This window comes from Streptomyces sp. NRRL B-24484 (assembly GCF_000717715.1).
Lineage (GTDB): Bacteria > Actinomycetota > Actinomycetes > Streptomycetales > Streptomycetaceae > Kitasatospora.
The window spans coordinates 25817-48982 of the sequence record NZ_JOAI01000010.1; the positions used below are offsets into that span (position 1 = coordinate 25817).

A 23166-nucleotide genomic window follows, 5' to 3' on the forward strand; every position below is an offset into this window, starting at 1 on the left:
AACTGATCGGTACCTGCGCGGGTGGGCAGTCCGCGCTCACGCACGGACTGCCCACCCCCTGCACGCTTCGTCAGCCGTTCAGGTCCTTGAGGACGGTCTCCTCGACCTTCTTGAGCTCGGCCGCCGGGTCGCCGCCGGCCGCGATCGCACCGAAGGCGTTCTTCAGCGCGGTCTCGTCGGCGCCGGACCACATCGGCGAGTTCGGGATGAACCAGGTCTGGCCCTCGGCGGCGTCACCGGTCGCCTTGTTGGCCGGCGCGGCGGCCTTGTAGGCGGCGACCAGGTTCTTGGCGTTCGGGATCGCGAACTTCGCCAGCTCGGTCTGCTGCTTGGTGTTGGTGAAGATCTGCAGGAAGGTCGCGCCCAGGCCCGGGTTGGCGGACTTGGCCGGGACGGCCAGGTCGGAGCCGCCGAGGAAGGCGGGGGTGGGCTGGCCGGCCGCGTTGCCCGGGAGGGCGATGCTGGCGAGCTTGTCCTTGAGCGACGGGTCGCCGGTCTTCGGGTCCGCGACGGAGCCGAGCTCCCAGCCGTTGCCGACGATGGCGGCGATGTTGCCCTTGGCCATCAGGGCGTCCTGGGTGGCCTCGTCGGTGGTGGTGCCGCCGACCGAGAACTGCTTCTGCAGGTCGTTCCAGACCTTGACGCCCTCGATGAACTTGGGGTCGGTCAGGGTGCCGGTCCACTTGTCGTTGTCGCTCTTGGCGACGATGTTCTTCACACCGAAGGTGCCGGCGCCGAAGGAGGCGGCGGTGTACCAGTTCTGGCCCGGCAGGTACAGGGCGGAGAAGTTCGGCACGGAGGCGTTGGCGGCCTTCACCTTGGTGAGGGCGTCCTTCAGCTCGGCCAGGGTGGTCGGCGGGTTGGTGACGCCGGCCGCGGTGAACAGGTCCTTGCGGTAGATGAGGACGCGGGCACCGGCGTAGTACGGGACGGCGTAGGTCTTGGAGCCGTCCGGGGTCTGGCCCGAGGCGGCCAGCGAGTCCAGGTACTTGTCCGAGTTCTCGAACTGCGACTTGACGCCGGTCAGGTCGACGAAGGAGCCGGCCTCGATGTACTTGGCGGTCTGGGTGTTGCCGAGCTCGATGACCTCGGGGGCGTTGCCGGAGAGGAGGGCGGTGTCGAGCTTGGTGGTGTAGTTGGTCCAGGTCTGCCACTGGATGTCGACGTCGGCGCCGGTCTCCTCCTTGAACTGCTTCTTGGCAGCCTCGACGACCGACGGCCAGCCCTTCTGGGCGTCGTCCATCAGCCAGACCGTGATCTTCTTGCCCTTGCCGTCCTTGCTCAGGGTGGCCTGCTTGGCGTCGCCGGAGGAGCCGGACGAGGAGCAGGCGGACGCGACGAGAACGGTGGCAATGGCGGCCACGGCGGCGAGCTTGCGGTTCAAACCATCCTCCAGAGGGATGAGCAAGGTGTGGCACCGGGCTGTGGGGGCGTGGCCCTGAAGCGTCGTGCCGGGGGGGAATGTCACCGGTGATTGCGATGGGGGAACAGCAGGGTGGAGCGGCAACCGGCCTGGTGGAGTAGACCATTGGTGTAGACCAACTGCCCTGGAGATTGGCACGTACCAAAGAAGACCGTCAAGGGTTCGCGAGACCTCGGGGCACACCGTTATCAACGCTTGACACTGCCGTGCGCATCTGGTGGTCGGCGGGGCTTGGACTGGACCATCCCGCCCGACGAATCGGGCGAATGCCCCGTGAACAGCCATAGATGGCGAACGATCCTTCGACGGGCCTAACCCTCCCTCAAGTGGACCTTAAGGGAGTCCTAATGGAGCGTGCGGTGAGTGTGCGCTCACCGTGCGTATCCGCATGACAACGGCTCTGCAACGACTGGCGCGTACGCCCCCGCGCGCCGTTGACGCGACCAGTGGTCTGGTCCAGTCTCGGCGAACTGGTCTGTACCAATGCGCAGACCTTCCCCGACCCTCCGGAGGAAGCGTGAAGCGGCAGTTGACGGCGGCGATCGGCACGGCGGCCCTGCTGGCCACCGCGGTGGGGTGCGGCAGCGGCAGCTCCCCCGGCCAGGAACAGGCGGCCTCCGCCGCCGCCACCACGGGGACGATGACGGTCTGGCTGATGGGCGAGGCCCAGACCAGCTGGCCCGAGCTGGTCCAGCAGGTGAACGACGAGTTCGCGGCCAAGTACCCGAAGGTCGAGCTCCGGCTCCGGTACCAGACCTGGAAGGACAAGATCGCCAACCTGGACGAGGCGCTCAAGGGCGAGCGGGTGCCCGACGTCGTCGAGCTCGGCAACACCGAGACGATGAAGTACATCCTCAACGGCTCGCTCGCGCCGGTGGACCGCACGGCCTTCGACAACAACCAGACCTGGATCCGCGGCCTGGTGAACACCTGCACCTACCAGGACAAGCTGTTCTGCGTGCCCTACTACGCGGGCGCCCGGGTCGCCATCTACAACTCGGCGATGTTCCAGGAGGCCACCGGCAGCTCCTCCGTCCCGGCCACCGAGGACGAGCTGACGGCCGCCCTCGACAAGATCCAGGCGAAGAACCGCAGCGGGAAGGCCTTCTCGCCGCTCTACCTGCCGGGCCCCTACTGGTACGCCGCGATGTCCTACGTCGCCGCGTACGGCGGCGCCATCGCCCGCTTCGACGACGGCGGCCGCTGGCACGGCACCCTCAGCGACGAGAAGTCGCGGCAGGGCATCCAGCACTTCGTCGACCTGGTGAAGCGGTACAACCACGGCGATCTGACGGTGAACGAGCTCGACCAGGCCGCGGTGCTCGGCAAGCACCGCACCGCGATGCTCTACGGCAACGGCTGGGAGGCCGCCGCCGCGCTGGAGCCGCTCTCCGGCGACCCCAAGCTCAAGGACGTCGTGAAGGTGGCCGGCATGCCCGGCCCGAACGGCAAGCCGCTGCCCTCCTTCATCGGCGGCTCGGACCTCGCGGTCACCGCCAAGTCGCAGGTCCAGGCGCTGGCCAAGGACTGGATCCGGATGTTCACCAGCGCCAAGTCGCAGCAGGTGCTGGCGGACAAGGACACCCTGCCGAACAACCTCACCCAGCTCGCCCCGCTGAAGAACAAGCCGGCCACCGCGGCCGCCGCCAACGCCGTCCCGGACGCCTGGTTCACCCCGGTCGCGCCGGGCTGGGCCGCGATCGAGAAGCAGAACGTCCTCGTCGACATGCTGAACGACATCTTCGCCGGCACCTCGGTGGAGACCGCGGCCAAGACCGCCGACGCCAAGATCGACGCGCTGATCAACAACCCGTCCTGAGTCGCCCGGCCGGGCTCCGGAGTTCGTTCCGGGGCCCGGACACCGTAGGATCGAGCGGCAACACCTTTGCAGCGAGTGTGCGGACTCGCCGCCGTGAGGACCCGCCGGGCCAGGAGCCCGCAGCGGGCAGAACCATCTCAACGGAGGCACACCGATGTCCGACCCGCAGACCGTCCCCGGCAGGATCATGGCGGCGGAGATGGCCGAGCAGCCGGCCGTCCTGCAGCGCATCCTCGACGAGGGCGCCCCCAAGATCCGCGAGATCGCCGCCGAGATCGCCGCCCGCAACCCCCGCTTCGTGCTGCTGACCGCCCGCGGCACCTCCGACAACGCGGCCCTGTACGCGAAGTACCTGATCGAGGTGCTGCTCGGCAAGCCGGCCGGCCTCACCTCGATGTCCACCACCACCGCCTACGGCGCCAAGCCGGACCTGCGGGACTGCCTGGTCGTCACGGTCAGCCAGTCCGGCGGCTCGCCCGACCTGGTGGCCTCCACCAAGGCGGCCCGCGAGGCCGGCGCCATCACCCTCGCGGTGACCAACAACGCCGGCTCCCCGCTGGCCGAGGTCTCCGAGTTCCACATCGACGTGCTGGCCGGCCCGGAGAAGGCCCTGCCCGCCACCAAGACGTACACCGCCGAGCTCCTCGCGCTGTACCTCTTCGTCGAGGGCCTGCGCGGCGGCGACGGCTCGGCCGCCAAGGCCCTGCCCGGCCTCGCCGCCGGCATCCTGGAGCGCCAGGCCGAGGTCAAGTCGCTCGCCGAGCGGTACCGCTTCGCGCAGCGCCTGGTCATCACCTCGCGCGGCTACGGCTACCCGACCGCCCGCGAGGCGGCGCTGAAGCTGATGGAGACCACCTACATCCCGGCCTCGCCGTTCTCCGGCGCGGACCTGCTGCACGGCCCGCTGGCCATGGTGGACAACGTCTCCCCGGTGATCGCCATCGTCCCGGACGGCAAGGGCGGCGAGGCGCTGCAGCCGGTGCTCGACCGGCTCCGCGGCCGCGGGGCCGACCTCGTCGTGATCGGCCAGGAGGCCCAGGTCGAGGCGGCCTCGGCGGGCTTCGCGCTGCCGGCCGGCGTGCCCGAGGAGGTGCAGCCGATCCTGGAGATCCTGCCCCTGCAGCTGCTCGCCTACGAGGTGACGATCGCCCGCGGCCAGGACCCGGACGCGCCGCGCGCCCTCGCCAAGGTCACCGAGACCCACTGACGCCAGGCGCAGGGGCACACGCGAGAGGGGCGCTGCGGGGTGAGAACCCCGCAGCGCCCCTCTCGTACGTCCGGCCCTGCACGTCCGGTCCCGCAGGCCCCGGGGCCGGTGTCCGGCGGGCGGCGGAGCCGCCGCGATCCGGAAAGCACTACGGGCCACGGCGCCGACACGGGACCCTCAACCCGTGCGGCACCGCAGCCCGGAGCTGTCGTCGGCGGCCGGTGCGGCCGGGAGTTGTGCGGGACTCCCGGCCACCGGTGCGCCGACCGAGGAGCGGCCTCGCGCGGTCAGGGCAGTGTGCGCGGGGGCCTCTCCTTGGTGCGTTTCCCATTGTGGACTAGACCAATTGTGGTTGTCCAGGGGTCCGCCGACATTGGTCTGGACAACGCCGGGGAAGGTCCTGCGGGGCCGTTTTCGTTAGGCTCGCCCTGTGCCCTCGCTGAACGAACTCGTCCGCCGCCACACCACCCTCACCGGTGCCGACGTGGAGTGGCTGCACCTGCTGGTCTCGGAGTGGCAGCTGCTCTCCGACCTGTCCTTCGCCGACCTGGTGCTCTGGATCCCCACCTGGGACGGCATCCGGTACGTCTCGGTCGCCCAGATGCGCCCGAACACCGGGCCGACCTCCTACCAGGACGACATGGTCGGCCACCTGGTGCCGCGCGGCCGCCGCCCGCTGCTGGACGCCGCCTACGACGAGGGCCGGATCGTGCGCGAGGGCGACCCGGAGTGGCGCGAGGAGGTGCCCGTCCGGGTCGAGTCCATCCCCGTCCGGCGCGAGGGCCGGGTGCTGGGCGTGATCGCGCGCAACACCAACCTGCTGACCGTCCGCACCCCCAGCCGGCTGGAGCTCACTTACCTGCAGAGCGCCTCCGACCTGGCCCAGATGATCGCCGCCGGAACGTTCCCCTACCCGGCCGAGCAGACCGACATGGACGCGGCCCCCCGCGTCGGCGACGGACTGATCCGGCTCGACGCGGACGGCATCGTCACCTACGCCAGCCCCAACGCGCTCTCCGCCTACCACCGGATCGGCCTCAACACCGACCTGGTCGGCAGTCATCTCGGCCGTGCCACCGCCGAGTTGGCCCCGCCGTCGCGTTCCGCGGTGCACGAGTCCCTGGTGAAGATGGCCAGCGGCTGGGCACCCCGGCAGACCGAGGTCGAGGCGCAGGGCGGGGTGGTCATCATCCGCTCCATCCCGCTCAAGCCCAAGGGCACCCCCACCGGGTCCCTGGTGCTCTGCCGCGACGTCACCGAGCTGCGCCGGCGCGACCGCGAGCTGATGACCAAGGACGCCACCATCCGGGAGATCCACCACCGGGTGAAGAACAACCTGCAGACCGTCGCCGCGCTGCTGCGGCTGCAGTCCCGCCGGATGGACTCCGACGCCGGCCGGGCCGCGCTGGACGAGGCGGTGCGGCGGGTCGGTTCGATCGCCATCGTGCACGAGACCCTCTCGCAGACCCTGGACGAGCAGGTCGCCTTCGACGAGATCGCCGACCGGGTGCTCGCCATGGTGATGGAGCTCTCCCAGGACGGGCTGGTCGGCACCAAGCGCACCGGCAGCTTCGGCATCCTCACCGCCGAGGTCGCCACCCCGCTCGCGATGATCCTCACCGAACTGCTGCAGAACGCCCTGGAACACGCGTTCGGCCCGAAGGCCGCCGGCAACCTGGAGGTCAGCGCCCTGCGCGGACGGGCCCCGGCCACCGGCATGGGCTGGTCCGAGAGCTGGAACGGCGGGGTCAAGCCGGAGGAGTACCTGCTGATCACCGTGCAGGACGACGGCCGCGGGATGCCCGAGGACTTCGACCCGCAGAAGGCCGGCAACCTCGGCCTGCAGATCGTCCGGACCCTGGTCACCGGTGAGCTCGGCGGCACCTTCGACATGGTCGCGGCGCCGGACGGCGGCACCAAGGTCGTCCTGGAGATCCCGGTGAAGTAGCGGGCGCCGCCCCGGACCCGGCGACGGGCCCGGGGCGGGTTCCGGACCGGAGGCCCCGGAAACGCCACGAGGCCCTGCCGACCGGGGGGGTGGGTCGGCAGGGCCTCTCAACCCGTTCCGGCCGTCGGGGGGAGTCGGCCGGAGCGGGGGCTCTGTGGGTGCGACGCGTTCCACTCGTGCGTTGCACACGGTGAACGGCCCAGGTCCACAATATTGCTCTCAGTGAGCAGTATCAAGGCCCCTGGCGGCTCGGCGTCGTCCGGGTCGCGCCGTAGTGCGCGACCCTTCGTGCGGAAGGCCCTGGGAACACTGGGAGACAGGGCCTTTGATCATGGGTTGATCAGGTGGTGCTGGCGGCGTGTCAGGCGGTGCGCGCGCGGTTGCGGGCGGCACGACGCTTCATCGCACGACGCTCGTCCTCGCTCATTCCGCCCCAGACGCCGGCGTCCTGGCCGGTCTCGAGCGCCCACTGCAGGCACTGGTCCATGACGGGACAGCGGCGGCACACGGCCTTGGCTTCCTCGATCTGCAGCAGAGCAGGACCGGTGTTCCCGATCGGGAAGAACAGCTCCGGGTCCTCTTCGCGGCAGACAGCGCGGTGGCGCCAGTCCATGGTCGTCCAACTCCTCCGGTCGGTGGGCGGTGGCCCGGCCGACACAATCGACGGCTTGTGAATGTGAACGCTTTCACGAATCCCGCAACAGCAAAAGCGACCAAAGGCCCATCGGGCCCGGGTGGTCTGCGCTGAGGTGGGGTTCGGGCGATTCGAGGGAGTTCCGCGTGTCCCGCTGCGGCCCGTCCCGATCGCCATGTAGAGGTTCGCAAACCTGCGGCCCGGATACAACCCCCTTCGGCAAGGAATTTTTGATTCTTCGGTGTCGCATAGCTCACAGCCCGTACTTCTATGGGGTGAAGGGGGCTAGCGCGTTCGAGAAGAAGGGCGGGACCCCCTTCTGGTCACACAATCACACGCAGTGCCCGCCGAACGCCTGTGAAACTGACGCGACTCCTGTCTCCAAGGTGGTCCCCGTCGACCTGAAACGGGGCAGGTTCCTCTGAAACCAAGGTGAAGTGCCTGACGTCGTGATAGGAGACGACGTGCTTCCCGGCCGGCCCGGAGGCCGTCGCGGCACCGTCCGCAGGGGTGTGCGACCGCAGAATCTGACGGACCGTTCGAGCCGTGCCGAACGCCGTCATTCGAGTGATGCCGAAGATGTCAAGGTGCGTCTCGAAGGACGCGGAGGGCGAGGGGTAGACCGGACGGTTCCCGAGGAAGGTCCACGGCGAGGTGTTGCTGACTATCGACAGCACCAGGCCCGGCACCGGCTCCTGCCCGTTGATCTGCAGGGTGACGGGGCCGTTCCGGCGGTGCTCACGCTCGGTGACGTAGTGCCGGAGCGCCTGGTTGACGTAGAGGGCGTGCGTCGACCGCCGTCCCGCCCTGCGCTGCTCCTCGACCCGGCCCACCACGCCGGCGTCGAAGCCCAGCCCGGCGGTGAAGGTGAACCAGCGGTCCGGCTGCCCCTCGGAGAAGGCCTTGCCCAGGCCGATGGAGCGCTCCCGCCGGACGGCCAGCGCGTCCAGCAGCGCACCGGTCGCCTCCACCGGGTCGTTCGGCAGCCCCAGCGCGCGGGCGAAGACGTTGGTCGAACCGCCCGGCACCACCGCCAGCCGCGGCACCCGCTCGGACGGGCCGTGCGCGAGCAGCCCGTTCACCACCTCGTTGACCGTCCCGTCGCCGCCCAGGGCGACCACCAGGTCCACCCCGCCGTCCTCGGCCGCGGCGCGCGCCAGGTCCCCCGCGTGACCGCGGTACGCGGTCTGCACGACCTCCAGCTTGAGGTCGCTGCGCAGGGCGTGGATCAGTACGTCGCGGGTGCGGGCACTGGTGGAGGTCGCCATCGGGTTCACGACCAGGAGAGCGCGCATGAACGCCAGCCTACGGGTCGGTACGCGGGGTGCGGCGGTTACCCTGCTGGAGTGACCGCCGAGACCGCCCGCACCCCCACCGCCCCTGCCCCTGGCCAGGAGGGCGCTGCCGGCCCCGCCGGGGCCCGCCCGGCCCCGCTGACGGCGGGTGCCGCCATCACCCTGCTGGAGGGCGCCGCGCTCGCCGGATGGGGCCTCTACGACGTCGTCTCCTCCCTCGCGGGCGACGAGGCCGCGGCCGGCCGCAGCGCCGCCGGCGCCGCCGTCCTGCTGCTGATGGGCCTCTTCCCGCTGCTGGCCGGCCGGGCGCTGCTGCGACTGCGCCGCTGGGGCCGCAGCCCCGCGCTGCTGACCAACTCGATCTGCCTGCCGGTGGCCTACTACATGTGGCAGGGCGGCGGCGCCGTCCGGGCCGCCGCGGTCGCCGTCGGGCTGCTCGGCCTGGCCGGCATCGTCTCGCTGCTGAACCCGAAGGTCACCACCGCCCTCTACGGCGAGCGCGACTGACGACAGCCGGCCGAACACCGGCCGGGCACGGCGAAGGCGAAGGGGCGCGGTCCGGACCGCGCCCCTTCGCCTTCTGCGTCACTGCACCGGGTCGGGCCAGGCCGCCCTCACTCCTCGACGAGGAGCTTCTCCCGCAGCTGGGCCAGGGTGCGGGCGAGCAGCCGCGAGACGTGCATCTGCGAGATGCCCACCTCGGCGGCGATCTGCGACTGCGTCATGTTGCGGAAGAACCGCAGCACCAGGATCTTCTGCTCGCGCGGCGGCAGCTGCGCGAGCAGCGGCTTCAGCGACTCCCGGTACTCGACGCCCTCCAGCGCCTCGTCGGTCGCGCCGAGGGTGTCCGCCACGGCGGGCGACTCGTCGTCGCTGTCCGGCACGTCCAGCGAGAGCGTGGAGTACGCGTTGGCGGACTCCAGACCCTCCAGCACGTCCTCCTCGGAGATCCCGAGGTGCTCGGCCAGCTCGTGCACGGTGGGGGAGCGTCCGTGCCGCTGCGAGAGCTCGCTGGTCGCCGTGGTCAGCGACAGCCGCAGCTCCTGCAGCCGGCGCGGCACCCGGACCGCCCAGCCCTTGTCGCGGAAGTGCCGCTTGATCTCGCCCACGATGGTCGGCGTCGCGTAGGTGGAGAACTCCACCCCGCGCTCGTGGTCGAAGCGGTCCACCGACTTGATCAGGCCGATGGTGGCGACCTGGGTCAGGTCGTCCAGCGGCTCGCCCCGGTTGCGGAAGCGCCGCGCCAGGTGCTCGACCAGCGGGATGTGCATCCGCACCAGCTGGTTGCGGATCTCCACCCGCTCCGGCGAGCCGTCCGGCAGCTGGGAGAGCCGCACGAACAGCGCCCGGGCGGCCTCGCGGTCCGGCGCCGCCGAGCGGTGGCCCTGGGCGGGCACCGCTCCGCGCACCGCGGTCGCGGCGGACGACAGCTCCTCGTCCGCGGGCGCGGCCGCCGCGGCGGGCTGCTCCGGTGTCGGATCGGTGGGCTGGGTCATCCGCTGGGCGTCCTTCGGGTACGCGTCGTCGGTCGGGTCGGCGTCGGCGATGCGGGCAGCGCTCGCCTGGGGCGGTACGGCCACGTCTGCGGTGGCCGCCGGCATCGCGGCGGCCCCTGTGCGGTCCAGATCACTCACGGCGATCACCCGTTCCGTTCCGGGAGCACTTCTCACTGGCTGTACCGCAGCGGACTGCGGTACGGGGGAGCCGCACGCGCCGGGCGCCGGCCCCGCCGGGCGGCACCTGCGCGTACGGCCCGATGCGCACGGCGCTACGGCTGGGCAGGAGACCCGCCGCGCTTCTTGTGCAGGCTGATGACGACGGTGTTGTCCTCGCCCACGGACGAGTCCACCTCACCGGCCAGTGCGGAGAGCACCGTCCAGGCGAAGGTGTCCCGCTCGGGGGCACGGCCGTCGGTCGTGGGCGCCGACACGGTCACCTTGAGCGAGTCGCCGACCAGCCGGAACTCGCAGCTCAGGACGGAGCCCGGCACCGCCTGCTGGAGCAGGATGGCGCAGGCCTCGTCCACCGCGATGCGGAGGTCCTCGATCTCGTCCAGGGTGAAGTCCAAGCGGGCCGCGAGGCCCGCCGTCGCTGTTCGCAGCACCGAGAGGTAGGCACCCGCTGCGGGCAGCCGGACCTCGACGAAGTCCTTCACGTCGGGCTCACCGTCGATCTGGGACACCCTCACCTCCTGGGTGACGCGCGGTGCTTGCGGCCGGACGGCCGCGGCACTTCCTCTTGCTTCGCTCAACTGCTTCGCCCCAACTCGTCCGAGGGGTGGTGCGGTACGTACCGGTTCATACCCACCCGGGGGAGTCGGAACGCCGCGCATCCGCCCGAGACGTTACCGCTATCGGAGGGCCGATGTCGCGATCTCCGGCCACGATCACGGGAACGGGCGACGGGAGGCCGGTCAACGGGCCGCCGACCCGCCGAGCTCGGCCAACGCGCCGTCGGTCAGCCGGAAGACCGTCCACTCGTCCATCGGCACCGCGCCGAGCGACTTGTAGAAGCCGATCGACGGCTCGTTCCAGTCCAGGACGGACCACTCCAGGCGGGCGTAGCCGCGGTCGACGCAGATCCGGGCCAGCTCGGCCAGCAGCGCCCTGCCGTGGCCGCCGCCGCGCGCCGAGGGCCTGACGTACAGGTCCTCCAGGTAGATCCCGTGGGTGCCGCGCCAGGTGGAGAAGTTGCGGAACCACAGGGCGAAGCCGACCGGCTCGCCGGCCGCGTCCTCGGCGATCAGCCCGAACACCGCCGGGTGCTCGCCGAACAGCGCGTCGTGCAGCTGTTCCGGGGTCGCCCGCGCCTCGTCCACGGCGCGCTCGTACTCGGCGAGCTCGCGGATCATGGCGTGGATGACGGGGACGTCGGCGGCCTGGGCGGTGCGGATCATACGGCGAGGGTACTCGGACGGACCCGCCGGGCGGAAAGGTTAATCGCGCCGACCTGCCCGGACCCGCCGTCCTCCCGGCGCCCCGACCTGCACGGGTGGTCCCGACCTGGGCCCGGTCGGCGAGCCGGGCCTCCGGCGGGCGGACCGCCGGGACTGGTGGTGCCCGGGTGCCGCAGCGGTGCGCATCGCGGCCTCCCTCGCTCGGGGCGGCGGGCCGGTCCGGGGCGGCCCGACCCGTGCCACGAGCCTACGCCGACGGCCGCCGGGCGACCTGCCGGACGCCCCGGGCACGCCGGAGGCCCGGCCGCTGCGTGCGCGGCCGGGCCCCGGTTACTGATGCGTGATCAGGCGGCCTTCTTGGTCTCCCAGAAGATGCGGTCGATCAGTGGTGAACGCTGATCATGGCGTCCCTACCGCCGGTGCTCCAGCCTACCTGGGGTAGGCACATCTGTGCAGCTCATCGCCCATTCGAAGAGGCGCCCGGCCAAACCCCCATGCTGGGCCCTGGAAGGCCCCCAGAGGCCCGCTGGGCGATTTTTGGGAGATCACTGGGAGCCCAGCTCCCACACCGTCTGGGCGACCCCCTGGGACCTCTCCCACCTGGCCTGGAGGCTGCGCGCGACCCGCAGCTCCATCTCCGGGGTGACGTGCGAGTAGAGACCCTCGACCGTCGCGGACTTGTGCCCCATCCGCGTCTCGACCACGACCCGCGGGTGGCCGTCCTCGTCCAGCCACGTCTTGTGTCCGTGCCGCATCCCATGCGGCACCAGGCCCGACATGCCCTCGACCGGATCGAGCGCCGGCCGCCCGCGCGTGCCGCGCCGCCGCGGCTCGGCCGGCCGACCCTTGACGATTGGGTGCCAGTACCGCCCGTAGAACTCATCATCGACCCGGAGCGGCTTGCCCGTGATCGAGGTGAACACGAGCTCGCTGCCGCCCTGGCCCCGGACCTCGCGCAGGATCTCGGCGAGGAACGGCGGCACCCGGAGCGTCCGATACGACCCGTACTTGGGCGGCAGGAGCGTCCACCCCTTCTCGCGCAGCCACTGGCCCTGGTAGTCGACCCGGACCGCACTGCCGTACGGATCGTCGGAGAGCCAGAGCCGATCCTTACGAAGTCCGGCGATCTCTCCGATCCGCATCCCCGTGTAGGCCATCGTGAGCACCATGGCCCACCCCTGCAGATCCCGAGCCGTCCGGGCGTTCGCTGCGATGCGGAACGCCTGGAGAGGGTCCGGGTAGATGTAGTCGTCCTCGCCGGCCCGCGGGGGCGGGACGTACCGGCCGCGGCGGGCGGCCTTCCCAGTGGGAACCGGGTTGGCAGTGATGAGCCCCTCGTCCACCGCGTCCTGGAGCATCAGCCGGAACAGCGACTCGATGCTCGTGACGTAGTTGGGTTTGTTCGACCGGCTGAGCCGCTTCTTCCAGGCCCGGAAGCCCAGCGTGCTGATATCGCGTAGGTCGACGCTGCCCCATTCCGGGATCAGCTGCGCCCGCAGCCTGGACCGGTAGGTCCCGTCGCTCAGCTCGGCAACGTCGATGGACTCCAGCCACAGCTCGGCGTACTGGCCGAACGTCATCTTTCCGCTGCGGGGGTCGATGAACTTCTTCCCGCGGCGAATATCGGATTCGAGCGCCTGGCCGTACTGCTCGGCCAGGCGCTCGGTGGGGAACTTGTTGCCGAAGTCGTCCTCGCTCGCCGAGGCGTACTTCCCGTTCGGTAGCTTGTACTTGACGCGCCAGTACTTTCCGCGCTTCTCGGCATAGGCCATGCACTGCTCCATGGGTGGCGGCGGAGCCCGGCCCCGTCGGGGCCGGCCGCCCGTGATCTCTACTCGACTCGCTGCCTACATGGCAGCTGCGACCAGCTCGGCGCCGACCTGGTCGACCTCGGCCTGCAGCGCCCTCTCCAGGCGCGGAACGTCCTCTTCCGTGACCCTCGACTCCAGCACCGACACCTGGAGGATGTGCTCCGTGTCGGTCCGGATGGTCTCGAAGAACATGAGCCCTCTACGCGGCAGCTCTGGGACGCGCTTGACGTGGATCCGCGGCAGCACGCGGCTCCCCCCTTACCTGACCGAGTACGGTGCCACCCTCCCTCGCAGGTAGACGCACAGTATCGAAGCCGACCGACACTGTGAACAGCTACTCGTCAGTACGTTCAACCTTGGACTGTCGACCGGTCACCGCGCGCCGCAGGTCCCGCTGGACGGCACCCCACTCGCGCAGGTCCTCGCGCACCTGGTCCGGCGCCGGCGGCTCCTCGCCGCGCTCGATCACCAGAGCCATGACCGCTGCGGACCCGTCCTCCCGCAGGTCGACGATGTCCGTGTCGATCACATGCCCGTCGGACAGCTCCTGGAGGAGCCGAGCGGGCAGGCGCTTCATGAGCGCCCGTGCGAGGGCCAGTTCCAGGTCGCTCGGCTGCGCGGCGGCCGCCGGCTCCGACTCACGAAGAGTCGGTTCGCCACCGGCCAGGACAGCCTCCACCGATCCGTCGTCCCAGCCCACCTCGCGCGCGTAGCTGCGGATCGTCGCCGTCACGCGGGTGGCGCGGCCGGCCTCGATCGTCGCAAGGGAGTTGCGGGTTACGCCGATGGCGCTCCCCAGCTCGTCCTGCGTCCGGCCCCCCGCCTGGCGGCCGGCCTTCAACAGGCTGCCCAGCCGGGCCCAGTCTCTCGTCATGGGCCCCATCATGCCGCACGCCGATGCAACGGGACAGTGCGGATCCGGCCTCTTGAGCTGGGCTTAAGGCCCGGTTTCTGTGCACATCCGTTGCATCGGATGGGACCACTGGTGCACTCCGGGCCCGGTATCGAACAGGTTTCCGACAAGCTCAATGCACAGAAACTGTGCATTGAGTGTTGTGTCCTGCATCGCTCTGCGCTACGTTTCATGGCGTGACACCGAACGGCACTGCAATCAGGGCCTTCCGAGAGGTCCAGAAACTGAGCATCCGCAGGTTGGGCGTGCTCTCCACGCGTGACCCGTCTCACATCTCGCGCATCGAGCGGGGGAAGGCCGGGGCATCCGAGGAGGCGCTCCGACGAATCGCCGGAGCGCTCGGCGTGCCGGTAGCAGCCATCAACAGGGAGGAACAGTCGTGACCACGGCCACCGCCACCAGGCCCCGCCGCCGCAAGACCGCGTCGGTCGAGGACATCCCGGTCGAGGAGCTGCGGCACTACTCCGTCAAGGAGACCGCCGCGCTGCTCGGCATTTCGCCCCGCTGGCTGGCCGGCAAGTGCGCCGCCCGCGAGGTCGCCTTCACCGTCATCGCGGGCCAGAACAAGTTCACCGCGGCGCACATCAGGTTGCTGTCGGCCGCAGGCGAGGTCGTCCCCGCCGCCATCGGCCGCCGGGTCCTCGCGCCCGCCGTCTGACCCAGACACGAAAACGGCCGCCCGCTGCAGACGGACGGCCAGGTGCAGCTCGCACCACCTACCCAAGGAACGGAGGTACGGCCGCAATGCAGCAGCCTACCGAACTCGAACTGCAGTACCCCGCGATGCTGGCCGTCGCCGCGCTCACCCAGCGCATGGCCGCCGCCGGCGTCCCCCAGACCATCACCCCCGCGTGGGACTACACCGGCGGCCTCGCCACCGGCGTCTTCCCCGAGAACCCCGACGCCCTCGTGGTCCTGAGCGCCTGGTGCAACCTCCTCGGCCTCGACCACCGCGTCTCCTGGCGCGACGTCGTCACCCCGGCCGGCGGCCGCCGCGTCTGGACCATCGCCACCACGGTCGACGAGATCTCCGTGCACATCAGCGCCTCCGTCCCGCTGCGCACCTCCGACCGCGAGCTGGTGAACGCATGAACCCGAGGCGTAAGGCAGTCACCGCGCTGCCCGCAGTCACCGCGCTGCTCGTGTTCCTGGCGAAGCACCCGGACGTCGCCGAGCTGCCCCTCAGCTGGGACGTCCGGCGTGACGAGAACGGCTACGACCTCTGGGTGGAGGCCGAGCACTACGCGCCGAACGGCGGCGAGCTCCTCCACGCGGTCGGGAAGGCCCTCCGAGGGGCCGTCACGAAGAACGAGTTCGTCTCGACCGACAGCGGCAACCCCACGATCGCCTACCACCTCAGCGGGTCGACCGGCGGAGTCTCCGTCATCGGCGACGCCTTCGTGCGCACGGCGGATGCGGAGGCAACCCGATGAGCACCGAACCGATGACCCCCGAGCGCTTCGCTGAGATCCAGGCCCGCGAGGAGGCCGCCACCCCCGGCCCCTGGCGCTGGCGGGGCGACACCGCGGCACGTCACCTCCGGCTCCAGACGCCTCACCGCGGCGGCCTGACCATCATGGACTTCATTCGCTGGGGGATGAACGGCGCCCGGCCGCGCTTCGCCCGCGGCGGGCTCATGTACCCGGCCGACGAGATGGCCACCTACGACTACCGCAAGAACGTCGTAGGCATCGACAACCCCGACGCCGCGTTCATCGCCCACGCCCGGCAGGACGTCGCCGACCTCATCGCCGAGGTGGGCTGGCTCGCTGCCGAGCTGGCGGACCGGATCGCCGAGCTCACCACCTCGGCCCGCGTTGCGGAGCAAGCGTGGGAGCGCAACGCCGCGATGGCCCAGGAGATCACCGAGCTGCGCGAGCAGCTCGCCACCCCGGTCTGGAAGGCCTACTACGACACCATCACCGTCGGCCTGTTCCGTACCGAGGCGGCTGCCCGCGCGGCGTGCGAGGACCTGATCCGGTGCGAGGACGCCGCCGGCGCCGAGTCGGCGACGTTCGACTGGATCGGCGACGAGGACGACCCGGAGGAGCCGCGCGAGCTGTGCGTGGCCTTCCCCGGCCTCGACGAGGCCCCCACCGGTTACTGCGTAGTCGGGGCGCAGGTGGCCGACACGTACGACCCGGACGCCGAGTCATGACGAACAGCCTCGGCCCGGTCGCCAGCGCCCTCGTCCTCGGGGCCCCGGTCGCCGCCGCGGTGGCGATCAGTTTCTGGCCAACCCGTGAGCAGCTGCGCCGCCGCCGGATCCGCCGGTCGTACCGGCGGGCCCGCCGCGCGGCCCGGAAGGCCTGACCGGTGGGGACGGCCGACCGGCCGGAGCGCCCCGCCCCGGCGGCCGACCGTCCCCGCCACGGCTGCGCCCAGTGGCTCCCGGCCGAGGGCCGCTACTGCGGCCGATCGGCCCGGGAGTACCGCACCGGCCTCTGTTGCCCCGACCACACCCCAGCCCGACAGGCCGGCCGGGACGAACCCGAGTCCGGCCCCGGATACACCCCGCAGCGCCTCGCCACCCCGGCCTCCGCCAGCGCCGTCATCGACGCCCAGGCGATCGCCAGCGGTAAGAGGCGCAGCAGTCCCCGGGAGTACCGCCTCGCCCAGGCCGCCACCGGCCGGGCCCCGCACCCCAGCACCAGGAGCACAGGATGACCGTCCGTCTCGTCCCACCCGTGAGCAGCCTCGGCCTCTACGGGCCCGCCGATGAGCCTCTCGCCGAGGGCCCGCGGTTCGTCCGCACCGACCGCATGGCGCGCTGGCACCGGATCCGCTCCGGCGTCCACCGCGGCGACGGCCGGACGGTCTACACCCTGTGGTGCGGCTCGTTCGTCCGCGACGACGACTTCCTGTCCCGCGAGCAGCTGCGCGACGACGACCTGGTGTGCGGTCCGTGCGACGGCCGGGCGGTCGGCTCCGGTCAGGAGCCCGTCGGCCCCGCCGGCCGCCGCCTCGTCTTCACCCCGCGCGACCTCGCCCCGCCCAGGGTGTGCCCCGGCTCCAGGGACGCCGCGCTCACCGCGGTCGACGCCGCCGGCACCGTCGGCCGCTGCCTCGCCTGCAGCGACCTCCACCCCGTCCGCGCCATGGGCGGCCCCTACAACCCGCGCGCCGCGATCGTCCAGCACGCCCCGGGCGCCCGCCTGGTCGCCCCGTGCCCCTTCCACCGCTGGAAGTACCTGACGCCCGGCCCGGACGGCATCCGCTGCTCTTGCGGCCGCGAGCTCACCTCGAACGGAGATGCCCGATGATCACCGGACCCGTCACCACGCTGGAGCAGGCCGAAGCCGAGTTCCGCGCCGCCGTCGACCGCGTCCAGCGCACCCCGCTGCCCGAGCGCTCCGCCGAGGACGCCCTGATCACCCCGACCCTCGACGACATGGCCGTCAACCCGGGTGGCGCGCAGGCCCTGTACCGCATCACCTACCAGCGCGTCGGCCGCCGGGGCGGCCGGGACGGCTCCCCGGCACCCGCCCCGCTCACCGTCTGGGCCACCGACCCCGGCCACCTCGCCCGACTCATCCACAAGGACGTCCACCCCTACCTGCTGTCCACCGAGATCGAGGTCGACGTCGACCTGGAGGACGGCACCGGCTACATCCTCGCCGGCCTCCGCAGCGGCGGCACCTTCACCATCGAGGTCCTGGCGGTCAACCAGTGAGCCTCCCGCTGCGCCTCGCCCGGGTCGACGACCCGAGGCCCGCTCTCGTCCTCGCCCACGCGGACGGCCGGGACTGGTTCCTCGCCCCGCTGCCCGCCACCCGGCTCCGGCCGCAGTACCGCGACTGGCCGATCCCCGCCCTCGTCCTGGTCGACACCCCGCGACCCGGCTGCACTACCTGCCGGGGGGAGGGCGGCTGGACCGAGGCGGTCGGCCACCCGGAGACCGGCGAGTACGACGGCGAGGACTACATCCCCTGCGGCTGCTGGAACCCGTGGGCCGAGCCCGTCCTGACGGTCCGCATTCCTCGCTGGATCGCCCGCCGCTGGCTCCACCACCAGCCGTGCACCAGCACCGTCGCCCCGTTCTGACCAGACCCACCCGTACGGCCCGTGGCGGGCCGACACCGACTCGGCCCGCCACGGGCGACCAACCACCGTAGGAGCCCCGCCCGATGCCCTGGGTCCGTCTCGACGACCGGTTCCCCTCCCACCGAAAGGTGCGGCTCCTGTCCGACCCGGCCTTCCGCCTGTACGTCTCGGCGGTGTGCTGGTCCGCGGAGAACCTCACCGACGGGGTCATCGGGACGAAGGAACTGCGACTCGTGTCCGACGTGAGAAGTGCGCCAAAGCGAGCCCAAGAACTAGTGGATCATGGACTTTGGGACGTGATCGACGGAGTGGGTTGGCGTATCCACGACTACCTCGAATACAACCCATCGGCCGAGAAGGTCAGAGCCGACCGGAAGGCCAAAACCGCACGTCAGCAGCGGTGGCGCGACAAGTCCCGTGGCGACGACGAGGAGCCTGACGGGGCTGACGTAGACGCCTATGTAGACGCGTCTACAGACACGTCGCGAGACGCTGCCCCGACCCGGCCCGACCCGCACCCGTCCCCTGTAGGTACAGGAGGGTGCGCACCTGACCGTCAAAGCGCTACCGCCCATCCTTCGCTTCGCTCAGGACGGTTGCTATCGGAAACCGATCTTGACCACCTGCCTTCGGAAGGCTTCCCACCTGTAGTGGGAACAGCAACCCCCCCAGGGGCTGACGGTGAATCGGCCGGCGTCGAGCACGTCGGAGATCCGGAGCAGGCGAAGCGTCATCACATGCAGGGCTGCGGCCGGTGCCAGACCGGTCGGAACCTCTGCCCCGAGGGCCGCGCGCTTCTCCTCGCAGCCTCCGGCCTGTGGCTGGCGGTCCCCGACGAGGAACGTCGGCTCTGGGGAGTCCCCAGCCCCGCCTCGGACAGGTCCGACCTCCGGAGGCCCGCGTGAGCCCCGACGCCGCCCTGGCTGCCCTGGCCGGCGCCCTGGAGCCCTTCCTGGCCGACGACTCCCACGAGGCCGCCCTGGCGGCCCTCCAGGAGCTGCACGAGGACGGCTGGCACATCACCCCCGACCCGACCGCCGACAACCACGCCTGGCGCCGCATCACCCGACCCACACCCCGGAGCACCCGATGACCCTCCCCGCCATCGCCGACCACAGCCCCGCCCGCGCCGAGACCTCCTGGAACCCCCCGATCTGCCACGACTGCACCGAGGCCACCGGCCACTGGATCCCCTGGCCCTGCCCCACCCTCGCCGAGGACGCCGAGATCACCCCGGCCGCCTCCGGCTGGCACATCACCCCGAAGGCCGGCGCGTGAGCGGCTACTACCTCGCCCAGGTCGAGCAGCAGCGCAACGCCGCCGAGGACGAGCTGGCCAAGCTGCGCGCCTGGGTCCGCGAGTACCGGATCCGGGCCGAGGCCGCCGAGGCCGCCGTCGCCCGCGGCCGGGCCCTCGCCGCCGAGATGCGCACCTGGTGCAGCCCCCACGGCATCGCCGACCTGTACGCCGACCGCCTCGACCAGGCCCTCGACACCCCCACGAACTGACCCAGGCCACCAGGACAGGAGCACGCACGTGACCCAGCAGCCCACCGCCCCCGCCGGCGACGACCTCCGGTACATCGCCCACCACTGGCCCACCCTGCGGGCCGCGCTCCAGGTCGGCACGCCGCGCACCTGGCCGCCCGTGATGGGCATCGACCGTATGGACTGCGACGACGACCAGGCCGAGGAGACCGGCAGCGAGCTCGCCGAGCGCACGCCCCTCGCCCCGGGAGAGCGCCCGGCCCCGCTCCGGGTCGGAGTGCTTGACGCCCTGAGCGAGATCAGCGAGGAGCTGTGCACCCTCGCCGACGGCCTGGCCTCCGCGATCCAGCGCCCGCCGTTCGTCGTCTCCTCCGCCTCCGCCCGCGACTACGCCGCCCGGGAGATCGCCCTCGCCACCGCCGCCATGGCCGAACGCGACCGCACCGACCCCCGCCGCTGGCAGATCCGCGGCCGCCTCCGCGCCGACGGCGGCACCCACCGGGACGGCGGCCTCGCCGCACTGTGGCTCCTCGCCCGCCTCGACAACCCCCTGGGCGACGGCCCGTTCCGCCGGATCCTCCCCACCGAGATCACCCGCATCCGGACCGCCGCCGCCGGCATCCGCCGCCGCATCGACCGCATCCTCGGCGACCTGGAGCAGGCCGAGCAGCAGCCCACCGGCATCCCGTGCGCCTGCGGCGGCGAGCTCGCCATCACCAACAACCGCGACGACGACGACTTCGAGGTGACGTGCGGATCCTGCGGCACCCGCTGGTCCGGAGAGGCCATCGTCGCCGCGCTCCTCGCCGCCTGACACCCCCTCGCCCGGCCGCCCACCCCGGCGGCCGGGCCCCATCTCCAGCACCATCCGGAGCGCACCATGAGCATCGACCCGCACCCCACCCCCGAGGCCAAACTGGCTCGCTTCACCGAGCACACGAGCGGCGGACACGCCCGCTGGACCGGCCCCCGCAACGGCCCCGCCCCGCGGCTGCGCCACAGCGGGCGGCAGTGGCGGATCCTCGACCTCGCCTTCCGCGTGCGGTGGGGACGGGAGCCGGTCGGCCCCGTACGGCCCGGCTGCGGAGTGCCCTGGTGCCTCGCCGGCGAGCACCTCGAAGACGCCCGAGACCGTAAGGCGTTCCGAGCCATCGGCCTCTGACCTCGCCTGTACGACCTAACAGGAGCACCCATGCCCAGCACCCCGGCCCCCCGCCTCTGGGAGACCGATCACCCGTACTACTGCGCCGAGGGCAACTACTACGCCCGCCCCAGCGAGGGCCTCCACACCCGCTACGACTCCTGGGCCCTCTTCATCGACGACTGGGGCAGCACCGACCCCGACATGAACCTCGTCTTCCGCTGGGACTGGCAGCGCGCCGACCCGGCCAACTACAGCGACGGCGAGGAGATGCCGCTCGACACCCTCCAGGTGTTCTGGGTCCTCCAGCGCAAGGCGATCCTGCGGTCCACCGAGTGCATCGTCACCGAGGCCGACGAGCCCGCCGTCCGCGAGTGGCTGGCCGACCGGGCCCGCACCATCACCGCCATCTGGGACCCGATCGTCTTGGCCGAGCCCAACACCGCGGCCGCCAAGCTGCACGCAGAGATCCCGCTGTACCTGTACGCCGAGGACTGCCCGCACGCCGAGCCCGACGAGGGCGACCCGACGGCCGAACACTGGGACGAGCGTCACCCCCTCGGGCTCAGCGAGACCGGCTACACCGGCGACCGGATCTGCCTCGACAGCCCCGTAGGCCGCTCCGTCTGCGGCACCTGCATCGACCGCGACAACGCCCCCGACCCGCTGCCCTGGCCCTGCCCCACCGCCGCCGCCCTCGGTCTCGCCACCGGAAGCTGACCCGCCGTGCGCGCCCTCGCCTACTTCACCGCGCTGGCACTCGCCGTCCTGGCCGTCAGCACCGCCGCCCTCGCCCTCATCCTCGCCGCAGCCACGGTCGGCACCCGATCCGACGGAGACCAGCAGCCATGACACAGCCCCCGCAGCACCCGAGCGAGCCCCTCGCCGCCGTCCACGTCTACCGCATCCCCGGCCACCACGCACTGCTCCCCGGCCACGAGATCACGGCACTGTTCCGCACCATCGCCGCCCGCTGGGAGGGCTACGCCGAGACCGGGTGCAGCTGGCGCGACGAGCAGGGCGAGCTGGTCCCGCTCGACCCCACCAGCCTCCGCGCCCTCGCCTCGGCCATACGCTCCCACGCGGACGCCATTGACTGCAGGCTCATTGCGGGCATGCCCACCGCAGAGGCAGGAGACCAGTCGTGACCCGCCACCAGCTCCTGGCCGCCACCGTCGCCGCCTCCGCTGTGCTGCTCATGGTCGCTGCGTTCCTCGCCGCCTGTACCCCAGGCGGCACCGCGTGCGCCGCGCCCGCCGCGACACCCCGGCCCGCCAAGACGCTGCGCCCGACGACAGCGCCCGCCAAACCGCGAGCGACGGCCGCCACCAAGCCGACCGCGACCACGACCGTCCACCGCACGTACGTCATCGAGATCGACCACGACGACGACTGCGACTGACCCCGCGCTGGCGCCCGCCAACCAGCCGTTGGCGGGCGCCAACCAGCAGGGTTGACGAACACTCACAAACGCTGACAAACTCCCCGTACAACAACAAAAAAGAACGGCCCCCGGATCGGTGCGCTAACACCACCCGAGGGCCTGACCATCGAGAGACTGAGAGATCTCGCAATGGCTACCGCACACCCTAGCGTGACGCGCCCCGACGCCGTCACCGCCGCGTCATCGACGCCCGACGAAGCGCCCGCCGTCGCCGCCCTCGCGGCCCTCGCCGCCTTCGTCACCATCGCCCTCACCGCCACCGCGTTCTGGCTGTCGTACGAGCACCTCCACGACGTCGCCGCCCGCTACGGCCTCCAGGCCGCCGAGGCCCGCGCCTGGGCCTGGCCCGCCACGGTCGACCTGTTCATCGTGGCCGGTGAGGTGCTGATCCTCCGCGCCTCCCTGCTCCGCCGTGTCGACCCCTGGGCGATCGCCCTCACCGCGGCCGGCTCCCTCGGCTCGATCGCGCTCAACGTCGCCGGCGTCGGCACCGGCGCCCGCCCGCTCGACTACGTCGTCGCCGCGGTCCCGCCCATCGCCGCCCTGCTGGCGTTCGGCGCCCTCATGCGCCAGGTCCACGACCGCATCGCCGCCCTTGCCACCGCGCCCGCCACCGCCCCGTCGGCGCCCGACGACGAGGACCCTGTCTACCTGTCGTCGCCCGCTGACGAGCAGCCGCAGGCCGACGAGCCCGCCACCGAGCCCGCCGAGGATGACGAGCAGCCCGCCGAGCGCCCGACGTACGAGCTGCCGATCGACGAGCTGATCCGCTGCCTGTACGACATCCACCAGGGCCGCCCGACGACAGGCCAGATGACGGCCGCTATGTCCGAGGCCGGCCTGGGTGACGCCCCGTCGACGGCCCGCGCGTCCCGCGCCCGCATCGAGGCCCGCGAGCCCCGCCTCCGCGACCTGCCTTCCCGCGTCGCCAGCTGACCCGGTGAGCGCCCTCCACTGGGCGATCCCCCCGGCCGCCGCCCTCGCCTGGGCCCTGCTGCGCCGCGTCGACCGCGACGCCGCCCGCGCAGCCCTGGCCACGGTCGCCGCCGTCGGGATCACCGCCGCCCTCGTCTTCCTTCCCCTGCTGCTCACCAGGAGCTGACC

General features: G+C 71.7%; 34 protein-coding genes. 25 read left to right on the top strand and 9 right to left on the bottom strand.

What is annotated here, in order from left to right; translation table 11 throughout:
- Nucleotides 1-70: 70 nt before the first annotated feature.
- Nucleotides 71-1384: an extracellular solute-binding protein gene (locus IE98_RS0111195; protein WP_043173951.1), complete on the bottom strand. Its 1314-nt coding sequence runs from the start codon at nt 1382-1384 to the stop codon at nt 71-73.
- A 556-nt stretch (nt 1385-1940) separates the two neighbouring features.
- Here IE98_RS0111195 and IE98_RS0111200 point away from each other — a divergent pair.
- The 3 genes from IE98_RS0111200 (at nt 1941) to IE98_RS0111210 (ending at nt 6397) form a co-directional block, all read left to right on the top strand.
- On the top strand, nt 1941-3242 hold the full coding sequence (locus IE98_RS0111200; RefSeq protein WP_030267902.1) for an extracellular solute-binding protein: 1302 nt from the start codon (nt 1941-1943) through the stop codon (nt 3240-3242).
- Nucleotides 3243-3396: 154 nt separating this feature from the next.
- Nucleotides 3397-4449, top strand: a complete 1053-nt coding sequence (locus tag IE98_RS0111205; protein WP_030267903.1) for an SIS domain-containing protein — start codon at nt 3397-3399, stop codon at nt 4447-4449.
- Nucleotides 4450-4879: 430 nt separating this feature from the next.
- A complete protein-coding gene (locus IE98_RS0111210; protein WP_030267904.1) occupies nt 4880-6397 on the top strand; it encodes a sensor histidine kinase in 1518 nt (505 codons plus the stop codon).
- A gap of 361 nt (nt 6398-6758) precedes the next feature.
- Here the strand turns inward: IE98_RS0111210 and IE98_RS0111215 are convergent, their stop codons facing one another.
- Nucleotides 6759-7010 carry a WhiB family transcriptional regulator gene (locus IE98_RS0111215; protein WP_030267905.1) on the bottom strand — a complete coding sequence of 84 codons (252 nt, stop codon included), beginning with the start codon at nt 7008-7010 and terminating at the stop codon, nt 6759-6761.
- 344 nt (nt 7011-7354) lie between these two features.
- Nucleotides 7355-8326 carry a diacylglycerol/lipid kinase family protein gene (locus IE98_RS0111220; protein WP_030267906.1) on the bottom strand — a complete coding sequence of 324 codons (972 nt, stop codon included), beginning with the start codon at nt 8324-8326 and terminating at the stop codon, nt 7355-7357.
- Nucleotides 8327-8377: 51 nt separating this feature from the next.
- On the opposite strand from IE98_RS0111220, the gene IE98_RS0111225 reads away from it, so the two are divergent.
- Nucleotides 8378-8833 (top strand): hypothetical protein, encoded by a 456-nt coding sequence (locus IE98_RS0111225; RefSeq protein ID WP_043173953.1) that lies wholly within the window; start codon nt 8378-8380, stop codon nt 8831-8833.
- Between the two features lie 107 nt (nt 8834-8940).
- On the opposite strand, the gene IE98_RS0111230 is transcribed toward IE98_RS0111225, so the two are convergent.
- The 6 genes from IE98_RS0111230 to IE98_RS0111255 form a co-directional block, all read right to left on the bottom strand.
- Entirely contained in the window at nt 8941-9960 is a 1020-nt protein-coding gene (locus IE98_RS0111230) for an RNA polymerase sigma factor SigF (RefSeq protein ID WP_078660950.1), read from the bottom strand.
- A 134-nt stretch (nt 9961-10094) separates the two neighbouring features.
- Complete coding sequence (locus IE98_RS0111235; RefSeq protein ID WP_030267909.1) at nt 10095-10508, bottom strand: anti-sigma regulatory factor; 414 nt, start codon at nt 10506-10508, stop codon at nt 10095-10097.
- A 231-nt stretch (nt 10509-10739) separates the two neighbouring features.
- The gene (locus IE98_RS0111240) at nt 10740-11222 is read right to left on the bottom strand and encodes a GNAT family N-acetyltransferase (protein ID WP_030267910.1); all 483 of its coding nucleotides are present in this window, start codon (nt 11220-11222) and stop codon (nt 10740-10742) included.
- Nucleotides 11223-11767: 545 nt separating this feature from the next.
- A complete protein-coding gene (locus IE98_RS0111245; protein ID WP_030267911.1) occupies nt 11768-12994 on the bottom strand; it encodes a tyrosine-type recombinase/integrase in 1227 nt (408 codons plus the stop codon).
- Between the two features lie 75 nt (nt 12995-13069).
- Nucleotides 13070-13225, bottom strand: a complete 156-nt coding sequence (locus tag IE98_RS0111250) for a hypothetical protein (RefSeq protein WP_159400880.1) — start codon at nt 13223-13225, stop codon at nt 13070-13072.
- 142 nt (nt 13226-13367) lie between these two features.
- Nucleotides 13368-13907: a helix-turn-helix domain-containing protein gene (locus tag IE98_RS0111255; protein WP_159400881.1), complete on the bottom strand. Its 540-nt coding sequence runs from the start codon at nt 13905-13907 to the stop codon at nt 13368-13370.
- A 215-nt stretch (nt 13908-14122) separates the two neighbouring features.
- Here IE98_RS0111255 and IE98_RS46175 point away from each other — a divergent pair, with 215 nt between their 5' ends.
- The 21 genes from IE98_RS46175 (at nt 14123) to IE98_RS49010 (ending at nt 23164) form a co-directional block, all read left to right on the top strand.
- Nucleotides 14123-14329: a helix-turn-helix domain-containing protein gene (locus tag IE98_RS46175; RefSeq protein ID WP_159400882.1), complete on the top strand. Its 207-nt coding sequence runs from the start codon at nt 14123-14125 to the stop codon at nt 14327-14329.
- On the top strand, nt 14326-14604 hold the full coding sequence (locus IE98_RS0111260; RefSeq protein ID WP_030267914.1) for a hypothetical protein: 279 nt from the start codon (nt 14326-14328) through the stop codon (nt 14602-14604). Before IE98_RS46175 ends, IE98_RS0111260 begins: the two co-directional genes overlap by 4 nt.
- Nucleotides 14605-14690: 86 nt before the next feature.
- Nucleotides 14691-15038 carry a hypothetical protein gene (locus IE98_RS0111265; protein WP_030267915.1) on the top strand — a complete coding sequence of 116 codons (348 nt, stop codon included), beginning with the start codon at nt 14691-14693 and terminating at the stop codon, nt 15036-15038.
- Nucleotides 15035-15379, top strand: a complete 345-nt coding sequence (locus IE98_RS0111270) for a hypothetical protein (protein ID WP_030267916.1) — start codon at nt 15035-15037, stop codon at nt 15377-15379. Before IE98_RS0111265 ends, IE98_RS0111270 begins: the two co-directional genes overlap by 4 nt.
- Nucleotides 15376-16104: a hypothetical protein gene (locus IE98_RS50065; protein ID WP_063748905.1), complete on the top strand. Its 729-nt coding sequence runs from the start codon at nt 15376-15378 to the stop codon at nt 16102-16104. The genes IE98_RS0111270 and IE98_RS50065 overlap by 4 nt, the downstream gene beginning before the upstream one ends.
- Complete coding sequence (locus tag IE98_RS48995) at nt 16101-16259, top strand: hypothetical protein (RefSeq protein WP_159400883.1); 159 nt, start codon at nt 16101-16103, stop codon at nt 16257-16259. The genes IE98_RS50065 and IE98_RS48995 overlap by 4 nt, the downstream gene beginning before the upstream one ends.
- A 3-nt stretch (nt 16260-16262) precedes the next feature.
- Nucleotides 16263-16613, top strand: a complete 351-nt coding sequence (locus IE98_RS0111290; protein ID WP_030267917.1) for a hypothetical protein — start codon at nt 16263-16265, stop codon at nt 16611-16613.
- Nucleotides 16610-17209, top strand: a complete 600-nt coding sequence (locus tag IE98_RS0111295) for a hypothetical protein (protein ID WP_030267918.1) — start codon at nt 16610-16612, stop codon at nt 17207-17209. Before IE98_RS0111290 ends, IE98_RS0111295 begins: the two co-directional genes overlap by 4 nt.
- Nucleotides 17206-17619, top strand: a complete 414-nt coding sequence (locus IE98_RS0111300) for a hypothetical protein (RefSeq protein WP_030267919.1) — start codon at nt 17206-17208, stop codon at nt 17617-17619. Before IE98_RS0111295 ends, IE98_RS0111300 begins: the two co-directional genes overlap by 4 nt.
- Nucleotides 17616-17990 carry a hypothetical protein gene (locus IE98_RS42305; protein ID WP_234443505.1) on the top strand — a complete coding sequence of 125 codons (375 nt, stop codon included), beginning with the start codon at nt 17616-17618 and terminating at the stop codon, nt 17988-17990. The genes IE98_RS0111300 and IE98_RS42305 overlap by 4 nt, the downstream gene beginning before the upstream one ends.
- Before the next feature lie 901 nt (nt 17991-18891).
- Entirely contained in the window at nt 18892-19083 is a 192-nt protein-coding gene (locus tag IE98_RS49000) for a hypothetical protein (RefSeq protein ID WP_030267921.1), read from the top strand.
- Nucleotides 19080-19268 carry a hypothetical protein gene (locus IE98_RS49005; RefSeq protein WP_030267922.1) on the top strand — a complete coding sequence of 63 codons (189 nt, stop codon included), beginning with the start codon at nt 19080-19082 and terminating at the stop codon, nt 19266-19268. The genes IE98_RS49000 and IE98_RS49005 overlap by 4 nt, the downstream gene beginning before the upstream one ends.
- Nucleotides 19265-19498 carry a hypothetical protein gene (locus IE98_RS0111325; RefSeq protein ID WP_030267923.1) on the top strand — a complete coding sequence of 78 codons (234 nt, stop codon included), beginning with the start codon at nt 19265-19267 and terminating at the stop codon, nt 19496-19498. The genes IE98_RS49005 and IE98_RS0111325 overlap by 4 nt, the downstream gene beginning before the upstream one ends.
- Before the next feature lie 28 nt (nt 19499-19526).
- Nucleotides 19527-20291: a hypothetical protein gene (locus IE98_RS0111330; RefSeq protein ID WP_030267924.1), complete on the top strand. Its 765-nt coding sequence runs from the start codon at nt 19527-19529 to the stop codon at nt 20289-20291.
- Between the two features lie 66 nt (nt 20292-20357).
- The gene (locus IE98_RS42310) at nt 20358-20639 is read left to right on the top strand and encodes a hypothetical protein (protein ID WP_030267925.1); all 282 of its coding nucleotides are present in this window, start codon (nt 20358-20360) and stop codon (nt 20637-20639) included.
- Between the two features lie 30 nt (nt 20640-20669).
- Complete coding sequence (locus tag IE98_RS50070; RefSeq protein WP_043173956.1) at nt 20670-21338, top strand: hypothetical protein; 669 nt, start codon at nt 20670-20672, stop codon at nt 21336-21338.
- Nucleotides 21339-21344: 6 nt separating this feature from the next.
- On the top strand, nt 21345-21470 hold the full coding sequence (locus IE98_RS51915) for a hypothetical protein (protein WP_267882332.1): 126 nt from the start codon (nt 21345-21347) through the stop codon (nt 21468-21470).
- The gene (locus IE98_RS0111350) at nt 21467-21766 is read left to right on the top strand and encodes a hypothetical protein (RefSeq protein WP_030267926.1); all 300 of its coding nucleotides are present in this window, start codon (nt 21467-21469) and stop codon (nt 21764-21766) included. The genes IE98_RS51915 and IE98_RS0111350 overlap by 4 nt, the downstream gene beginning before the upstream one ends.
- Nucleotides 21763-22020, top strand: a complete 258-nt coding sequence (locus IE98_RS0111355; RefSeq protein WP_030267927.1) for a hypothetical protein — start codon at nt 21763-21765, stop codon at nt 22018-22020. The genes IE98_RS0111350 and IE98_RS0111355 overlap by 4 nt, the downstream gene beginning before the upstream one ends.
- A gap of 192 nt (nt 22021-22212) precedes the next feature.
- The gene (locus tag IE98_RS42320) at nt 22213-22998 is read left to right on the top strand and encodes a DUF2637 domain-containing protein (protein WP_420706177.1); all 786 of its coding nucleotides are present in this window, start codon (nt 22213-22215) and stop codon (nt 22996-22998) included.
- Nucleotides 22999-23002: 4 nt separating this feature from the next.
- Nucleotides 23003-23164, top strand: coding sequence for a hypothetical protein (locus IE98_RS49010; protein ID WP_159400884.1), 162 nt, complete (start codon nt 23003-23005; stop codon nt 23162-23164).
- Nucleotides 23165-23166 lie beyond the last annotated feature (2 nt).